Origin of the sequence: Staphylococcus sp. HMSC061G12 (assembly GCF_001838465.1) — a bacterium.
GTDB classification, from domain to species: Bacteria; Bacillota; Bacilli; order Staphylococcales; family Staphylococcaceae; genus Staphylococcus; species Staphylococcus simulans.
The window spans coordinates 15,256-31,845 of sequence record NZ_KV837135.1 but is presented as its reverse complement, the minus strand read 5'-3'; the positions used below and the strand labels follow the sequence as shown (position 1 = coordinate 31,845).

The window sequence follows — 16,590 nt, the reverse complement described above, 5'->3', positions numbered from 1 at the left end:
ACCTTTTACTTTATAATTTCAATTGGATAACGCATTATATCGTGATACACTGTCAGTGAAGTAAGTAGAATTACACTTACATTCAAAGCGCGACACAAAAAATAAAAGGAGCTTAACTATGACAGTCATCAAACAAATTAAAGAAGATATTGAAAAATTATTTGAAGCTGAAAGCGGCTATAAAATCTCAAAAGCTTCAGGTGTTCCCTATCAAACTGTTCAAGATTTAAGAAATAAGAAAACAAAGCTCGAAGATGCGAAATTCAAAACAATTATTAAACTTTATGACTATGCATCAAATAAACAAAGTGAAGCATAATATTAACGATAAAAGAACTTGATTCAACACATGAAAGCTGTCGAATCAAGTTCTTTTTCAATGTATCTTAAACTTCGTCGCCATGTTCATCATATTTTGTCACATCACCGTCTGAATCAATGATATATGAACCGACTAAATTACCTTGTTTGTCTAAAATTGAGAAGCCCCAACCCCCATCATCACGACGTTCTGGTTCTTTGAAAGTATAACGGCTTGTATCTAATTGATGACCTTCATATTCTTCAACTTTATCAATCACATTTTCACGTGTCACCGTTTCTTCTGACTCTTCATCATCCTCATCAATTCCAGGTGGTGTCGCACCAATATAACTTTCAACTAGACGCACCGCTTCTTCATTCCCATCATACAACGGTACCACTTCTCCGCTATTCATAATACGTTGAGATTCCTCGCGACTATAATCTTCTTCTTGCCAACGATGATCTTGGAAATGACTCGGTACGGGATAAATCGTAATCGTACCATCTCCGTTATTTTTATAAACAACATGCCCTGCCGCAGTGGGAGAACCTGATAGACTTTGAATACCTTGGCCAAATCTGATTGAGCCTGGTCCATACATAATCTTTCCTGACAAATCAATATGGCTAATAGAGATATCTGCTGGGTTTGCGCTTCGATAGCTTGGTAATGCGGCTAACCATACACGCGCAAGATATTCATCACTATTCGGATTCAAGTGACTAAATGCATTGTGTTTAGATTCAGATGCTTTTGAACCTAAATGTTTCTCGTTGTTTTCTTCACTTTTTTGATGATCATCATGTGTAGATTGTTCTTCTGATTGATGTTCTGTCTTTTCTTGGTCAGATGATGTTTGTTTTTCTTCTTTTTGCCCACAAGCAGTTAATAATAACGACACTGCTAAGAGTCCAGTACCTAAATATTTAATTTTGTTCATTATGTCCCTACTCTCTCTTTATAATGACTTTCATACTTAATATTTAGTATACCTGAGTGGAATACAACTGTATTCATTCTTTACAAAAAGACATATTCTGTCTATTTGTTTAAAAAAAGAGAAACAAACATCAAAGCTTGTTTCTCCTAAAATACTTATGATTCTTTTAAATAGTCATGAATGACTTCTGGTCGGCCGAGTCTTAAATCTGCCAAGATATGTTGTGCATCGACAATTTCTTTGACCGGGAAATCTGCCAGCGGCGCATTCACATGTTCAAATAATTGTAGACGTGCGTCACCACGGAATGCTTCTTTAATTTGAATATCTGTAATTTGAGAACGTGTCATTTCAAGTATTCTTGGTGTCCCATCGTAATTTGGTAATTGTTTCAACATGAAGCTTGGTTTCGTAATAAGTTGTTTCGCTTCTTCTGTTTCAATCGGATGGTATTTATAGGTCATTGTTGCTTGTGCGACGCGTAATGAATGATAATCTAATGTACCTACTAATGTATCGTTATCGACATATAATCTTGGTTCTCCGTATTTCTTAGGAAATGTTGAAAGCTCTCTGCCTAACGCAATCGCAGGTTGATTGTTTAAATACATGGATAAGTAGAACTCGCCTTCTTCTCCATTGTATTCTACTGGAATCACTTGTCCGCATTCTGTATATGAACCAAGGCCTGTACTATCAGGCATATCAATGACTTCAAATTTGATTAAGTCACTTGTCACTTTTAGCGGTTCAGGTACGATTTTCTTTAGTTTCTCAATATCCGTGCGATACACAATGTTTAAAAATTCTCTATTTCTGAAATGAACATCCACTCTTGAATATGTCGGTGCATTCACAGGTGTTGAAGCTAAGTTCATGAGTTCTTTTTTATTCAATTCTTTGCCTCCTCAATATACTTTGCTTACCTAAGCTTAAAGGCAACAACTTGAATCTTCAATCATTCTATTTTACCGGCACATCCCAAGTACTTAAATTTTCTGCCATATCCCAGAATTTATATTCATAATAACTTGTGCGTACGACAATATCTTCTAGTCGTTTTAAGTCCGCTTCTGAGCGTCCTTCTGTCACTTTATTCATCAGTTCAACACAGTCTTTCTTAAATTGCGTAAACTCCTCAGATGAATACATATCTACCCATTTTCGATATAATGGATGGTCTTTCGCAGCATCTTGTTCTGCCAATTTCAAACCAATATAGTTGTAACTCCATGTACAAGTTAAAATTGCGGCAATCACATTTTCTACGCCGCCGATTTGCGCCATATTCAACATATAACTTGTATAAGCGGTTGTCGTTTCTGCAGGTTCAGTAGCTTCTAATTCCGCTTCACTAATACCAAATTCCTTCGCATAACCACGATGCAAGTTCATTTCTGTATTCATTGTGCCATCTAATAATTGCGCATACGTCGACATCATATCTAAATCAATGGCTTTCGCGGCACCAATCGCAAATAAACGAGAATACTCAATTAAATAAATGTAATCTTGTTTCAACCAATGTTTGAATTTCTCTTCATCCAAAGAGCCGTCAGCCAACCCTTTAATAAATGGATGTTCCATGTAAGATGCCCAAATTGGCTCAACGCGTTCATATAAACGATCTGTAAATAATTGTGTCACTACAAGTTCCTCCTAATTAGATTTGATTCAATATTTTTACTGCTTATCTTTAATCTAACCTATATCGACACAATATACAAAAATACGCCGGCTTGTTTCTAAACACAAGTCGACGCATTCAATTATCACACTGAATAAAGCATGACTATTTAACATCTTGTTTGCCGCCTGAAATAAATTGCGCAATCATTTGTTTAACCAATGCAACCACAACATCAAACATCACTATCACCTCCATTGTGTGATAGTTTTAATATTTTATTTAAATTTAAAAGAACACCTTCCATTTTATGTGCTAAAGCTTTGCTCATACAAATAAACAATGAATAGCTTACAGTCTGACATTGTTTTTGGTCTCTAATGGGATGAATTTCAATATTTGTTAAAAAAGTTGTAAATGCTTCTTGTCGATTTTGATATTCATTTTCTAAATTTTGTTCCCCAAGCATGTAAAATATTTTTTCAAATTTTTATAATACACCTTCACCCTTTTTTTCTTATATATCAGTTTTTTTATTTTACCCCACCCTAAGTTGGATATAAATTCAAAAAATACCCCTTTTTTGAATTTACAATGATTTTTTCACTTTTTAAGCTACGATTTTCAAGAAGTTGAATTATTTCCTAGGTATGATAGCATAAATACCGTCTTTGCTTTTTTCAATACTCAAATCAGAAAGGATGTTGCAGTTTTGAAGACGACTCATAAAGAGACAAACAAAACGTTTTCACCCGTATTTACTTATGCGTCTATACTTGTAGGTTTATTAGTATTAATCGGCGCAATTTTCCCTAACCAATTCGGAAAGGTTTCTGGTGCACTTGGGGCGTGGATTACAGAAACTTTCGGTTGGTATTATATGCTCGTCTTTTCTTTCATATTGGTTTTCTGTATTTTCTTAGTTTTTAGTCCAATCGGCAAATTAAAGCTAGGTAAACCTACAGACAAACCTGAGTTCCACACTATCTCTTGGCTGACAATGTTATTTAGTGCTGGTATGGGGATTGGCTTAGTATTCTATGGGGCTTCTGAGCCTGTATCACATTATTTAACTCCTCCTACAGCTTCTGCAGAAACGAAAGCAGCACTTGCAGATTCGTTACGTGCGAGTTTCTTACACTATGGCTTTCACCCTTGGGCTGTTTACGGCATCGTAGCGTTATCACTCGCTTATTTCCAATTCAGAAAAGGCGAAGTCGGTCTTATTTCTAAAACATTACGACCACTTTTAGGTAAACGTGTGGATGGTTTACCAGGTACCATTGTCGATGTTTTAGCAGTATTTGCGACAATTATCGGTGTAGCGGTATCACTTGGTGTTGGCGCGATGCAGATCAATGGTGGCTTGAATTATTTATTTGGTATTCCAAATAATAAGTTAGTTCAAGGTATTATTATCGCAGTCGTAACTGTACTTTTCTTATACAGTGCATGGAGTGGTTTAAGCAAAGGAATTCAATATTTAAGTAACTTGAATATGATTTTAGCTGCAATTCTCTTTGCGATTTTATTACTCGTTGGTCCAACTCTACTCATCTTAGATATGATGACTTCTGCAACTGGTGATTACTTAAACACTTTAATCTTTAACAGTTTAGACACCGCACCATTAAACCAACAAAAACATGACTGGATGCAGACATGGACAGTTTATTATTGGGGCTGGTGGATGAGTTGGAGTCCGTTCGTCGGTATCTTTATCGCCCGTATCTCTAAAGGACGCTCTATCAGGGAATTCGTTATGGCAGTCTTACTAGTGCCGACAATCGTCAGTATTTTCTGGTTCAGCGTATTCGGTTTAACAGGTATCAGTGTTGGACAAGAACATACTGAAATCTTTAAAATGCCACCTGAAACACAATTATTCGGTATCTTTAATGAATTGCCGATAGGCAGTGTCTTATCCATTATCGCACTCGCATTAATTGGATCATTCTTTATTACTTCTGCCGATTCAGCAACATTCGTTTTAGGTATGCAGACGGCATTTGGTACATTACGTCCAGCAGGATTCGTAAAAATTGTATGGGGACTTGCGCTTTCTGCGATTGCGTATGTATTACTGCTTGCCGGAGGCGAAACAGGATTAGACGCCCTACAATCTGCGGCGATTATCTCAGCCTTACCATTCAGTGTGGTCGTTATCTTAATGACGCTTTCATTCTATAAAGATGCGAATAGAGAGCGTAAAGCGTTAGGATTAACACTCTCACCTAATGAAGAACATACTAAGATTTTACATGCCGCATCTAAGAGACACTCATCAGAAGATCGCACATAAATTTAACTACATGCGTATCCCTACGCTTCAATTTAAGGATAAACAAAAGCAGCACCTTCTCTTCTAATTTGAGAAAGTGCTGCTTCTTTATATTAATAACGTTTATTATTTCTAGAACGCATGATCTGACGTACAATACGTGTGACTAAACGCACAATTTGTCTCACTTGTCTTTGGTTAATTTTAGCCATAATCTACCTCCAATTTTTTGTAAGTATAACATGGTCCTAACACAAGACAAATTGATAACTATTTATTTTCGAAATAGTTGTGTTTTTTGAGGAACCTTTCTGCGACTACGGCCGGCTCTTGTTGTTTGCCGTCTGATTGATAATTTAACTCTTGCATTGTTTTCGTAGAGACCTTGCCTTGAAGTTTTTCTAATGAATGTTTAATTTTAGGGTTCTTTCTTAAGAAATCATTCGTCGCAAGTGGACTTGCGTCATATGGTGGGAAGAATTTACGGTCATCTTTTAATACTTTCAAGTTATAAGCTGAAATACGACCATCTGTAGTATAACCTAGAGCCACATCTAATTTATTGTTTTTTAAAGCATCATATACTAAGCCGATTTGCATAGGTCGGATACTTTTAAATTTGAATCCATAGGCTTTAGTGAAAGCCGGGTAACCATCGCCAGCACGTTTAATCCAAGTAGAATCTGTACCTAAACGCAACTCGTCTTTATGTTTCTTTAAATCCGAAACTGTTTCAAGATGATACTTGTCAGCCACTTCTTGTGTGACCATGAATGCGAATGTATTTTCAAAACCATACGTATCAAAGAACGTTTGATCATATTGCTTTGTAAAGCCTTTTTGAACAATGTCCATAGCCTTCTTAGTATCAGTAATAGGCTGTTGATTTAACGCCCCTACTAAATCTGTACCTGTATAACGCGTAGAAGAAATTTGCGCATCTCCATTCAATAAGGCGTTATGTTTAATAGTAGCTGAGCCTAAGTTGTTAATAATGGTTGGTTTTACTTTCCCTTTCGTATCGTGTTCAATTTGCAGGCGAATCATATGTGCCATAATTTGCGATTCACTTGTTGCGAGTGCAGTAATCTTAACGTTTTTACCTGGACCGCCATCTAAGCCAGGTAACCCACATCCAGCAAGTATAAGGACACTTGTTAAAACTATCCCCATTAAATATTTAAACTTTTTCATTACAACCCCCACATTAATTTCTTTTATAATCATTTTATTTTCACAATTAACCACTACACATTATAACACATACATTTTTTGTGCATGGCATACCGTTTTCACCCTAACTTCAGTCTAACCTCACACAAACGTTAGACTAACCCAGGAACTTCATCTCTTGTCCTCACAACATTCTTCATCATTTAACCAATCTAGACATACCCTCTTTTTTAATTTAAAAGTTATAAAATGACAGTTGATTTTTATTGTATTTTATCTATATACTCATTACATAAAGAGAAAGAGGAGCTTAAAATCATGAAAGTTTATTGGGATTTAGGTGTAGAATTCTTAAGTCAGTTATTTACAGGTAAACTTCCGACTGTCTTTATTATCTTGGTTGTTGTTTCGATACTAATGAATTTTGTCATTGAATATATTTATGAGCGCTTTGAGAAACCAGAAAGGAATATTGTCAGCTCATTTTTGGCACTACTTATTGGAGAAGTAATTGGCTTCATTATTTTTATCTTTGCGTTTATCGCTGCGATAAAATTTTTAGATTCAGTTACACTTTCAAATTTAACTGATACGTCTGCGATAGCTTTAGGAGAAATAACACTCGTTAGTTATGTTGTTTTTAGTGTGTTATCTTTGCCCTCTTTATTACTTCAATTTGTTGAATCTAATATTGGAAAGCTCTTAAACATTGTGGGGCAGGTCATTATTGGCGGGTTAGTTTATTATGTGTTGTTTGAAACCTTGCCGATGCCTATAACTTTTGATCTTCTATATACAGTTGTCGCATTATTTATTGTGATGATCTTAAATATCGTTTTATGGTCTATTTCTATCAATACGTTGAAAAATGAAAAAGCAACAGATTAGTTAATTATTCACTTTGTTTTGCCATTGTTTATCGTATTGTTTTTAGCTATGTTGTTTTATCTTTTCTCTTCTTTAATCGATACAGGTTCTATGTTAGGATTGTATCTTGTAAGTGTATAAGCAATTGTTGTCCTTTTTTTGCAACCCTTGTTAAGCGGTTGCTTTTTCAATGACTTCGATACGATGCTTAATTATTTTCAATAAAAAAAGAGAAAGGCAGAGAAAGATGAAAATAAAATACATACTGTTATTGACGTTATCTACAGTACTGCTCGCAGGTTGCGATTATTCAAAGAGTGAAAACCGCAATGGTTTCTTCTTCAATACTTTCGCAAAACCAATGGACAATTTACTACATTGGCTTGGTCATAATTTAAACGATAACTATGGTCTCGCAATTATCGTTATTGTATTAGCCATTCGCTTAGTTATGTTGCCGTTTATGTTAAGCCAAACTAAGAACGGTCAAATCATGCGTAAGGTTATGGATATTGCGAAACCTGAGATGAAAGAAGTACAAGAAAAAGTTAAACGTGCACGTACACAAGAAGAAAAAATGGAAGCACAACAAGAATTAATGGCTGTTTATAAAAAGTATGATATGAATCCAATGAAGAGTATGCTTGGCTGTCTGCCAATCTTAATTCAAATGCCTGTACTCTTTGGTTTATATGTCTCATTAAAATGGCCTTCACATGGCGGCATCACAGATCATCCTCACTTCTTATGGTTCAAACTGACAGAACCTGATGTTTGGATTACAATCATCGCCGGTGCCCTTTACTTCTTACAATCACTTGTCAGCATTGAAAATATGCCGAAAGAACAACGTCAAATGGGTTACATGATGATGATTATCTCACCTATCTTCATCATTTATATCTCATTCACTTCAGCTGCGGCATTAGGTCTTTATTGGTCAGTCAGTGCCATCTTTATGATTGTTCAAATGTTCTTTGCGAACAGATACTACAGTAAAGTTGCAGATGAAGAAGTAGCACGTATTAAACGCGAACAAGAGAAAAAAGAAGATAAACCTAAAAACACGAAAGTCGTTTCTAAGAAGAATAAGAAAAAATAAATATGATGAATTGGCCCGGGAAGTTATTTCCTGGGCTATATTTATATAACAAAAAGAACGTTTCTACCTGTCGTAAAAACGTTCTTTTTAATATGAATTTAGAAGAATCTTAGTAAGACGATGCCTATGAAGATACATATGATTCCTAAAATCTTACGTACATTAATCTTGTTTTTCTTCGCACCTAAAATGCCGAAGTGATCAATTATGACACCCATTAACATTTGGCCCAGCATTCCGACAATAGTCGTCAATGCAGCACCTAAATGTGGCATTAAAACGATATTCACTGTGACAAATACCACACCAAGTACCCCGCCAATAAAATAAACTGGTTTGATTTTACCTACTTCTGGTTCATAAGTTGATAATTTAAATGAACGATTTACAAACGCTGTAATGATAATTAATGCGATTGCCCCTACAGAGAATGAAATTAATGACGCAAATAACGAACTATGTACTTGTTGTCCCAACTGACTATTGATTGCAGTTTGAATCGGTGGTGCAAACCCAAAGATAAATCCTATGGCTAACCACGGTAAGACTTTATTAGCTTTTTCTTCTTTAGGTTGATGTTTAACAAAATTCATCACAATGATGCCAATAAATAACAATAAGACACCAATCAACTTTAAGAATGTGAATGGTTCTATTTTAGCTCCTAACCAACCAAAGGTATCAATCATCACACCCATAATAATTTGTCCAGCAATGGTTATAATGACTGTCAATGACGCACCTAGCCTTGGAAACAGTAATAGATTTCCTGTTAAGAATAAGACACCTAATAGTCCTCCAACGAACCACGTATAATTAAACGATTGACCAGAAAAGAAACTTAATGTGAAGTGACCAGGTGCAATAATCAAGTTTACAATGAATAAAAATAGAGCGCCGACTGAAAATGAGATTGTTGAAGAATAAAATGATGAGTGTGTATAGCGTATTAGTTTTGTATTAATAGAAGTTTGTACAGGAACCACCATTCCTGCAACTAAACCCAGTAAAAATAAAAACAGCATGCGCGCCCTTCTTTCCTACAATGATTAAAATAGTATAGCATAACTCAAACCTATTAGAAATCTCTGTTGTGAAATCTCCTAATCTCTATTTTTTCAACAATTAAAAAAGCTGCCAATGCGGCAGCTCCCAATTATTCTTCTTATTTACGTACTAATGCTAAAATACCTGCAACAAGTATTAAAATACCAGATAAAATTCCGAATAAACCAATGAAAATAAAGTTTAGTACGCCTCCTATAACAAGTAAAACACCCATTAAGACACGTTTTTTATTACTTAATTCCAATTGCTTTATTGACAACGAGCCTCTAAATCCTTAACAAACCCAACACTTGTCGAAGGTCGGCTTAATAGCTCACGCTATGCCGACATTCGTCTTCAAGTTTAGTTAAGGGTTCTTCTCATTGATCAATAAATTTTCTCGGCATAAATGCGTGTTCTACTTTTTGTTTTTCAATCTTTTCAACACAACAAAAAACGGCGTCATAAGTAATGTAAAAAATAATGCGGAAATCAAATTTGCATACAAGTTAAACTCAATCGGCAATATTAAATCTAATAAAGATGTCAAAACAAAAAATGAGATAAAAAAATACATAAAAGATAAAAAGACTTTCAAAAATAAAACTCCTTTCCAGCAAATCTTATCACAATAGTTTTTGCTTTACAGGTCTACATTTCGCCGTTATAATCTATTTAAATCCTGTGAGGGCGCACTTATACGTTCTGTCCGAACGTGTGCTGAAATCGCAATCGCTCTCCGTCAATTTTTTTATTTTAAATTCAAAGAAACGGCTTGAGATATTCCGAGCAGTTACAAAAATTAATTTGTGTTGAATATTGCTACTGCATTTTTTAAAAAGTGATGTAGATTTATAGCCCATAACTTTTTTGAATTTCATCGACGATACGGCGTCGAAGGAAAAATAAATAGACCGTACGAAAGAAAAAAGCCAATCCAATTTTATCTGGGATGGCTTTTATTTTTTTAATGCCCTTATTTTTAATTTTAAGGGGGCATTCTGAAGTTCCGTAAGATATTTACAGAGCTTTTTATCCGAAATTATTTATCAGCTCTTAAAACGCAAATGAGAGCTAAATAAATATATCATGATTCTAAAAAGCAAAAGATTAATCAAAATCAGTGTCTGATTTTTAGACACTGCCCATTTACATGCAAACTAAAATATTACATAAAATTACTCAAAAATCAACTCGATTTTTAGTTCCAACAGGAGCAAGATTCTGTAAAAAATATCAAAATTTCGATTTGGGGCTAATTTTCTTGTAAGAGCATAAGGAAAATATGCATACATTTTTAAATTATTACTAATATGTATAAAGACAAGAAGAAACTCGTTTTCAACTCGTTTCTAAAACTTAAAAAACACTAGCTATAATAATCAAAGCTATTGCACAAATAATCGCCATTCCAGCAAAATAAAGACTCTTTTTATAATCACCTTTTTTCTTACTTTTACTTATAACTTTATAAACTTCAGACCCGCAAATCACTAACGCTGAAATTCCAAATACAATAAAACCTATCCCAAATACATAACCTAAAATATCTAAAACCATAACTTCTAACCTCCATAAACCTTATTTACACTAAGGTTAACAAATAAAAGCAGGGTCAAAACTAACAATATTGTTATACTCAGGATTGCTTTATTGACAACGAGCCTCTGAACCCTTAACAATCACATACCAAAACACTTATTGTTTTTTATCTTTTTCAGGAAAAAACAAAGCTAAAACAAACACAACAAAACCAATTAGAAAACCTAAAACAATAAAACCATTTAAAGCATTATCATTAAAAATTTTAACTATACTGAAGTTCCCTAAATACTCCCAAAGCTTATGATGTCCATAATTTAAGTTTGAAAAATTTAGAATTAAAGCAACTATAACCGTTAAAACAAATACATATAAACCTTCTTTAATACCTTTAATAACTCTCTTTTGCATACAAACCACCTTTACTACTATTTTTAAATCAATTTATATGATACACTATCGATTAATTTTCTTAAAGTCGTTTCCAAATCTCATTATTTTGTTAGTATCAAACTATGGAATGTAAAAACACAATTGGGTTGTTAGTCCCAATGCAAAATATAAATTTTTGTTAATAACCTTCCTTCTCAGGTCATCCATCATTTCATGAAAAAACAGAGGAGGGACAACATGAAACTTACATTTTTTCATGACAGTCAATTTTTTATTGGATTAATTGAATATACGGAGAATAAAAAAATCGGTTTTGGCTAAATATAAATTTGGCACAAATCCTGATAAAGAAACTATTTTAAAATTCATAAACAAAAAGCTTTTAACCTTAATAAATAAAAGCAAAGCAAAAAGTAAGTCATCTAAGAAAATTAATCCGAAAAGATTACAACACAAGTAGCAAAAGAACAAAAGAAAAAAGTAAGCAAAATCAGTGTCTGATTTTTAGATACTGCCCATTTACACGCAAACTAAAATTTTAGATAAAATCACTCAAAAAGTAACTCGATTTTTAGTTCCGGCAAAGGAAGACTTCTGTAAAAAATATCAAATTTTCGATTTGAGACTAATTTTCTTGTAAGAGCATATGGGAAATATACACGCATTTAAAAATGTATGATCTGGCGAAGCCAGACATTTCTAGCGGTATAGCGCTTTTCAAAATAAAAAGCACTAACTTTGTCGCTAGTGCTGTAAATTTTTTAAGAAGTAATTTTGCTTTTCGAAATTCCTAATTGCAGTAATTGAATAAGCTTTTTCTTCAAGAGACCCTCATAACTCAACATACGTTTTCTGTACAAACCTTGTTCTAAATCACTCACAATTTCCATATCTTTTTCTTTGTTTCCTGTTAAATAATCTGATGACTTCACTGAGTATTTTGATGTCTCTTTGATTGCTGCTTGTATATCTGAATCACCTTTTTTATTTGGCTTGATCGCTTTAATATTTGCTACAAGTTTGTAATTAACCTTAAGTGCTTTTTGCCATAACTTAACCCATTCTGCTTGAGAAATATAATTATCTTTATTCTTAAAGTAACTGTTTTCAACACATAACAACACATGCATATGCTGATTATAACTGCATTATTTACGTAATAACGCTAAGACACCCGCAGCTAAGATTAGAATACCTGCGATGATTCCATAGATACCAATTAAGAAAAAATCTAGTACACCTGCGATAATGAGCAAGATACTCATTAATACACGCTTTCTCTTAATTAAACAACTAATTATGAATGTCGCTATACTCATCAATATAACGATAATACCTAACGTATAGATATCACTGCTTCCAGCATTTCCGACAGCTTCATTCGCACTTGCGACCATTAATGTGGAAATCCCACCAATAATCCCAAATATACTGCCGACAATGCCTAATACAATTTCTGCGATACGGTTTCTAGGTTTTTCATATCTTAATTCATCCATTTTTATAACTCACCTTTAAAACTAAAATTTATTTCTATCTACTCTTCTAACATCGCTTGATCTGCTGCTTCTTCTTGTTTTTGAAGTTCTGCATCTAATTTCGCTTGTTCTTGTGCTTCACGTGCTGCTTGTTCGTCTTGACGTTTCATTTCTGCTTCATAGGCACGTTGATCAGCTTCTTCTTGTTTTTGTCTCTGTGCTTCTTCTCGTGCATCTATTTCATCTTGGCGCTTCATCTCTGCTTCGAACTCTTTATCGATACGATCTTGGTTTTTTTGCCATTCTGCATCTTCACGTTCAAGTTGCTTTTGATATTCTTTATCCCATTCTGCTTCTAATTCATCATAAAGTTTATCAATACGTGCTGCTAAATCGTTGTATTCTTTATTTGTGACACCACGTGTAACGTGGTTCATTCTTTCTCCATCTGTTAATGCGTTATATTCATCTACTAACGCATTGTATTCTTCTGCTGTGTATGGATAATCCTCGCTATCGTCTTCAGCTTTTGTTTTATCTTTCTTCGTATCCGATTGGCTGTCAGCTTCATTATAACTGCCATCTTTAATCATTGCTTGATGAAGGTTCCATTTCGCTTTAACATTTGCAGTTTTAAAATACGTGTCCATTTCTAAGGTATAGACTTTGGCTTCTGGAACATCAAATGTTAAAGTGCCTGTCGCAGTTTTACCTTGGTTTAATTGATGAGAGAAAATACCATCTGTACCATCTCCGCCAATCCAATCTGGATACGTTTCTCCTCTGACGTTCATTGTAAATGCGCTAGAATCTACAAGTACTTGATCGCTGTTATTGTTTTTAAATTTTAATGTCACTTTTAATACTTTACCGTTATTAGGTGCTTCGTAATCTTCATAATCATTTACATACTCTGCTTTAACTACTCGAACATCTACACCGTCAGCATCAACGATTTGCCCTACTCTGAATGTTTTCATTTCTTCTGTTGCTTTACCTCTTGCCTCTGTACCTTCTGTCTTTTCTTCAGACTTTGCGCCACTGCAGGCAACTAATAAAAATAATACACTAATCATCAAAAACCAAAGTCTTTTCATCTTTCTCTCTCCGCTCTGTATTTAGTTGTGAAACGATGACATTTCAATGCATTTATCATCAAATTGTCTTTATAGGAATATTTTATAATACTTTTAAGTAAAAGCAATCTTTTTTCGAATATTTATGAAGATTTAGTGAATATTTTTTAATTAATACTTTAGAGTATAGGTAATTCAAATTAATACTATGTATAAATATAAAAAAGCCGCCATAGGCAGCTTTTTCAATTATTGTGAATCATCTTGAGATTGATTGTTCGTATTTTGTTGTTTTTGCGCTTCAGCTTCACGTGCAGCTTGTTCATTTTGACGTTGTACTTGAGCTTCATAAGCACGTTGTTCCGCCTCTTCTTGTTTGCGTCGTTGTGCTTCTTCACGCGCATTGACTTCATCTTGGCGTTTCATTTCTGCTTCAAACTCTTTATTGATACGGTCTTGATTTTTTTGCCATTCAGCCTCTTCTTCTTTTACTGCTTTTTGATATGCAGTATCAAGCTCTTCTCCATAATCTTCTAGCAATTTATCTACACGATCAGCTAAATCATTGTATTCTTTGTTCGTAACTCCACGTGTGACATGGTTCATACGCTCACCTTTTGTGAAGGCATTGTATAAATCAACTAACGCATTATATTCATCGGCAGAATAAGGATAGTCTTTTTCTTTAGATGACTTTTTAGAACCTTTCTCTTTAGTATCAGATGCTGCTGCTTTATTTGTATCGTTTTGACTGTCACCTTTTTTAATCATTGCTTGGTGGATGTTCCATTTACCTTTAACATTTTTCTTTTTAAACTGCGCATCCATTTCTAATGTATAGACTTTAGCGTCTGGTACATCGAACGTCAAAGATTCTACTGCAGTTTTTCCATGACTGAGTTGATGCGTGAAACTTCCTTCTGAATGATTACCGCCAACCCAGTCTGGATACGTTTCTCCTCTAATCGTCATTGCGAATGCGCTAGAATCCACAACCACTTTTGGTTTATTATTATTTTTAAATTTCAAAGTTACTTGTAATGCTTTCCCGTTCTTTGGTGCATCAATATCACTGTAGTTATTAATGTATTCTGCTTTGATAACTTGAACATCCACACCATCGGCATCTACTATTTGTCTAATTTTGAATGTCTGCATTTGATCAGTGGCTTTACCTTTTTTAATTGTTTCGTCTGATTGATCATGTGATTTCAAACCGAAACAGCCCGCTAATAAAAATAATGCACTGATTACAATTAACCAAAGTTTTTTCATTGATATCTCTCCGCTCTGTCTTAGTTGTAAGTATCATAGATGTCTAATGGAGACATTTATTTTCTTATATAACACTATCTTATATTACTTTTAACCAAAATCAATCTATTTTTAAGTTTTTGTTAAGCTCATGTGAAATATTTTTTATTTCCACGTTTAAAATGCTGAAAGTATAGGAATTCAGCGATTTTCTTTCTATTAATTTTTGTTGATTTTGAACAAAAAAGGGTTAACTTACACGGAATAGGTAATACAAATAAAAGCGAGTCATATATTCATACAAATAAATGAATATTTTTCTTTTTGTTATCGCTAAAAATGCACCTTTAAAGACACCTTATGCATAACGTTAACTTCTCAGACAAATTTAAAGTTATAACTAAATAATTGTGCAAAATTTCATTGACGAAACCAATAGAAAGCGTTTACAATTAATGTGAAATCAATCACATAGAGGAGTTGTATTAGAATGCAAAACTTAAGAAATAGACATTTCCTAACATTATTAGATTTTTCACAGAAAGAGATGGAGTTCCTACTGAACTTATCAGAAGATTTAAAACGTGCAAAATACGCAGGTATTGAGCGACAAACACTTAAAGGAAAAAACATTGCATTAATTTTCGAAAAAGACTCAACTCGTACTCGTTGCGCATTTGAAGTTGCGGCAGCTGACCAAGGTGCAAGTACTACTTATCTTGGACCAACTGGTTCTCAAATGGGCAAAAAAGAAACAGCAGCAGATACAGCTCGCGTTTTAGGCGGCATGTATGACGGCATCGAATATCGCGGATTCTCACAACGTACTGTTGAAACATTAGCTGAAGAATCAGGCGTGCCGGTATGGAATGGTTTAACTGACGAAGATCACCCAACACAAGTATTAGCTGACTTCTTAACAGCTAAAGAAGTATTGAAAAAACCTTATCACGAAATCAACTTCACTTACGTAGGCGACGGCCGCAACAACGTTGCGAATGCGTTGATGCAAGGTGCAGCAATCATGGGTATGCGTTTCAACCTTGTTTGCCCTAAAGAATTGAATCCTACGGATGAATTATTGAACCGTTGTAAAGAAATCGCTGAAGAAAACGGTGGCGAAATCTTAGTAACAGACGACATCGATAAAGGTGTTAAAGGTTCAGACGTACTTTACACAGACGTTTGGGTATCTATGGGTGAACCAGACGAAGTTTGGGAAGAACGTATCAAATTATTGAAACCTTACCAAGTAAACCAAGACATGATCGAAAAAACAGGTAACCCACGTGTTATCTTCGAACACTGCTTACCTTCTTTCCACAACACTGACACAACAATCGGTAAACAAATCTTTGATAAACACGGCTTAAAAGAAATGGAAGTTACAGATGAAGTCTTCGAAGGCAAACACTCTGTTGTATTCCAAGAAGCTGAAAACCGTATGCACACTATCAAAGCTGTGATGGTTGCGACTCTAGGAGATATTGGATAAGGAGGACA

18 protein-coding genes and 1 pseudogene are annotated in these 16,590 nt (G+C 34.4%); 6 read left to right on the top strand and 13 right to left on the bottom strand.

The features are described 5' to 3' along the window. Positions 1-118: 118 nt before the first annotated feature. Positions 119-319, top strand: coding sequence for a hypothetical protein (locus HMPREF2937_RS09105; protein WP_002480056.1), 201 nt, complete (start codon positions 119-121; stop codon positions 317-319). A gap of 67 nt (positions 320-386) precedes the next feature. Here HMPREF2937_RS09105 and HMPREF2937_RS13510 read toward each other — a convergent pair whose 3' ends face one another. The 4 genes from HMPREF2937_RS13510 to HMPREF2937_RS09085 form a co-directional block, all read right to left on the bottom strand. Then, positions 387-1,247: a hypothetical protein gene (locus HMPREF2937_RS13510; protein ID WP_142351431.1), complete on the bottom strand. Its 861-nt coding sequence runs from the start codon at positions 1,245-1,247 to the stop codon at positions 387-389. Between the two features lie 155 nt (positions 1,248-1,402). Next, complete coding sequence (locus tag HMPREF2937_RS09095) at positions 1,403-2,143, bottom strand: acetoacetate decarboxylase (protein ID WP_070864434.1); 741 nt, start codon at positions 2,141-2,143, stop codon at positions 1,403-1,405. A 67-nt stretch (positions 2,144-2,210) separates the two neighbouring features. After that, the gene (gene tenA, locus HMPREF2937_RS09090) at positions 2,211-2,894 is read right to left on the bottom strand and encodes a thiaminase II (RefSeq protein ID WP_002480059.1); all 684 of its coding nucleotides are present in this window, start codon (positions 2,892-2,894) and stop codon (positions 2,211-2,213) included. Between the two features lie 215 nt (positions 2,895-3,109). Next, positions 3,110-3,343, bottom strand: a complete 234-nt coding sequence (locus tag HMPREF2937_RS09085) for a hypothetical protein (RefSeq protein WP_070864433.1) — start codon at positions 3,341-3,343, stop codon at positions 3,110-3,112. Between the two features lie 243 nt (positions 3,344-3,586). Between HMPREF2937_RS09085 and HMPREF2937_RS09080 the strand changes: the two genes are divergently transcribed. After that, complete coding sequence (locus HMPREF2937_RS09080) at positions 3,587-5,176, top strand: BCCT family transporter (protein ID WP_070864432.1); 1,590 nt, start codon at positions 3,587-3,589, stop codon at positions 5,174-5,176. Between the two features lie 249 nt (positions 5,177-5,425). Here the strand turns inward: HMPREF2937_RS09080 and HMPREF2937_RS09075 are convergent, their stop codons facing one another. After that, entirely contained in the window at positions 5,426-6,349 is a 924-nt protein-coding gene (locus tag HMPREF2937_RS09075) for an osmoprotectant ABC transporter substrate-binding protein (RefSeq protein ID WP_070864431.1), read from the bottom strand. 297 nt (positions 6,350-6,646) lie between these two features. On the opposite strand from HMPREF2937_RS09075, the gene HMPREF2937_RS09070 reads away from it, so the two are divergent. Continuing rightward, positions 6,647-7,216, top strand: coding sequence for a hypothetical protein (locus HMPREF2937_RS09070; RefSeq protein ID WP_070864430.1), 570 nt, complete (start codon positions 6,647-6,649; stop codon positions 7,214-7,216). Positions 7,217-7,442: 226 nt separating this feature from the next. Continuing rightward, positions 7,443-8,297 carry a membrane protein insertase YidC gene (yidC, locus tag HMPREF2937_RS09065; protein WP_023016216.1) on the top strand — a complete coding sequence of 285 codons (855 nt, stop codon included), beginning with the start codon at positions 7,443-7,445 and terminating at the stop codon, positions 8,295-8,297. A 98-nt stretch (positions 8,298-8,395) separates the two neighbouring features. On the opposite strand, the gene HMPREF2937_RS09060 is transcribed toward yidC, so the two are convergent. The 4 genes from HMPREF2937_RS09060 to HMPREF2937_RS09045 all read right to left on the bottom strand — a co-directional run bounded on the left by HMPREF2937_RS09060 (position 8,396) and on the right by HMPREF2937_RS09045 (position 11,297). After that, positions 8,396-9,322: a DMT family transporter gene (locus tag HMPREF2937_RS09060; protein ID WP_070864429.1), complete on the bottom strand. Its 927-nt coding sequence runs from the start codon at positions 9,320-9,322 to the stop codon at positions 8,396-8,398. Between the two features lie 140 nt (positions 9,323-9,462). Then, positions 9,463-9,624 carry a hypothetical protein gene (locus HMPREF2937_RS13745; RefSeq protein WP_002480067.1) on the bottom strand — a complete coding sequence of 54 codons (162 nt, stop codon included), beginning with the start codon at positions 9,622-9,624 and terminating at the stop codon, positions 9,463-9,465. A 1,079-nt stretch (positions 9,625-10,703) separates the two neighbouring features. Then, positions 10,704-10,904 carry a hypothetical protein gene (locus HMPREF2937_RS09050; RefSeq protein WP_023016213.1) on the bottom strand — a complete coding sequence of 67 codons (201 nt, stop codon included), beginning with the start codon at positions 10,902-10,904 and terminating at the stop codon, positions 10,704-10,706. 138 nt (positions 10,905-11,042) lie between these two features. Next, entirely contained in the window at positions 11,043-11,297 is a 255-nt protein-coding gene (locus HMPREF2937_RS09045) for a hypothetical protein (protein WP_070864428.1), read from the bottom strand. Positions 11,298-11,562: 265 nt separating this feature from the next. On the opposite strand from HMPREF2937_RS09045, the gene HMPREF2937_RS13505 reads away from it, so the two are divergent. Further along, on the top strand, positions 11,563-11,739 hold the full coding sequence (locus tag HMPREF2937_RS13505; protein WP_306807043.1) for a DUF2992 family protein: 177 nt from the start codon (positions 11,563-11,565) through the stop codon (positions 11,737-11,739). 284 nt (positions 11,740-12,023) lie between these two features. Here the strand turns inward: HMPREF2937_RS13505 and HMPREF2937_RS09040 are convergent. The 4 genes and pseudogenes from HMPREF2937_RS09040 to HMPREF2937_RS09025 all read right to left on the bottom strand — a co-directional run. After that, a pseudogene (locus HMPREF2937_RS09040) lies at positions 12,024-12,424 on the bottom strand (protein rep); the annotation flags it as partial. A 3-nt stretch (positions 12,425-12,427) separates the two neighbouring features. Continuing rightward, positions 12,428-12,778, bottom strand: coding sequence for a DUF4064 domain-containing protein (locus HMPREF2937_RS09035; protein ID WP_023016211.1), 351 nt, complete (start codon positions 12,776-12,778; stop codon positions 12,428-12,430). A gap of 38 nt (positions 12,779-12,816) precedes the next feature. Further along, complete coding sequence (locus HMPREF2937_RS09030) at positions 12,817-13,854, bottom strand: DUF4352 domain-containing protein (protein WP_057510292.1); 1,038 nt, start codon at positions 13,852-13,854, stop codon at positions 12,817-12,819. A gap of 228 nt (positions 13,855-14,082) precedes the next feature. Then, entirely contained in the window at positions 14,083-15,108 is a 1,026-nt protein-coding gene (locus HMPREF2937_RS09025) for a DUF4352 domain-containing protein (protein ID WP_070864426.1), read from the bottom strand. A 469-nt stretch (positions 15,109-15,577) separates the two neighbouring features. Here HMPREF2937_RS09025 and argF point away from each other — a divergent pair, with 469 nt between their 5' ends. Next, positions 15,578-16,582 carry an ornithine carbamoyltransferase gene (gene argF, locus HMPREF2937_RS09020; protein ID WP_070864425.1) on the top strand — a complete coding sequence of 335 codons (1,005 nt, stop codon included), beginning with the start codon at positions 15,578-15,580 and terminating at the stop codon, positions 16,580-16,582. Positions 16,583-16,590 lie beyond the last annotated feature (8 nt).

Excerpts from the sequence above, each read along its gene's own strand:
- HMPREF2937_RS09105 (WP_002480056.1), top strand. The coding sequence starts at position 119 with ATGACAGTCATCAAACAAATTAAAGAAGATATTGAAAAATTATTTGAA.
- HMPREF2937_RS13510 (WP_142351431.1), bottom strand. The coding sequence starts at position 1,247 with ATGAACAAAATTAAATATTTAGGTACTGGACTCTTAGCAGTGTCGTTA.
- HMPREF2937_RS09085 (WP_070864433.1), bottom strand. The coding sequence starts at position 3,343 with ATGCTTGGGGAACAAAATTTAGAAAATGAATATCAAAATCGACAAGAA.
- HMPREF2937_RS09075 (WP_070864431.1), bottom strand. The coding sequence starts at position 6,349 with ATGAAAAAGTTTAAATATTTAATGGGGATAGTTTTAACAAGTGTCCTT.
- HMPREF2937_RS09070 (WP_070864430.1), top strand. The coding sequence starts at position 6,647 with ATGAAAGTTTATTGGGATTTAGGTGTAGAATTCTTAAGTCAGTTATTT.
- yidC (WP_023016216.1), top strand. The coding sequence starts at position 7,443 with ATGAAAATAAAATACATACTGTTATTGACGTTATCTACAGTACTGCTC.
- HMPREF2937_RS09060 (WP_070864429.1), bottom strand. The coding sequence starts at position 9,322 with ATGCTGTTTTTATTTTTACTGGGTTTAGTTGCAGGAATGGTGGTTCCT.
- HMPREF2937_RS09050 (WP_023016213.1), bottom strand. The coding sequence starts at position 10,904 with ATGGTTTTAGATATTTTAGGTTATGTATTTGGGATAGGTTTTATTGTA.
- HMPREF2937_RS09045 (WP_070864428.1), bottom strand. The coding sequence starts at position 11,297 with ATGCAAAAGAGAGTTATTAAAGGTATTAAAGAAGGTTTATATGTATTT.
- HMPREF2937_RS09035 (WP_023016211.1), bottom strand. The coding sequence starts at position 12,778 with ATGGATGAATTAAGATATGAAAAACCTAGAAACCGTATCGCAGAAATT.
- HMPREF2937_RS09030 (WP_057510292.1), bottom strand. The coding sequence starts at position 13,854 with ATGAAAAGACTTTGGTTTTTGATGATTAGTGTATTATTTTTATTAGTT.
- HMPREF2937_RS09025 (WP_070864426.1), bottom strand. The coding sequence starts at position 15,108 with ATGAAAAAACTTTGGTTAATTGTAATCAGTGCATTATTTTTATTAGCG.
- argF (WP_070864425.1), top strand. The coding sequence starts at position 15,578 with ATGCAAAACTTAAGAAATAGACATTTCCTAACATTATTAGATTTTTCA.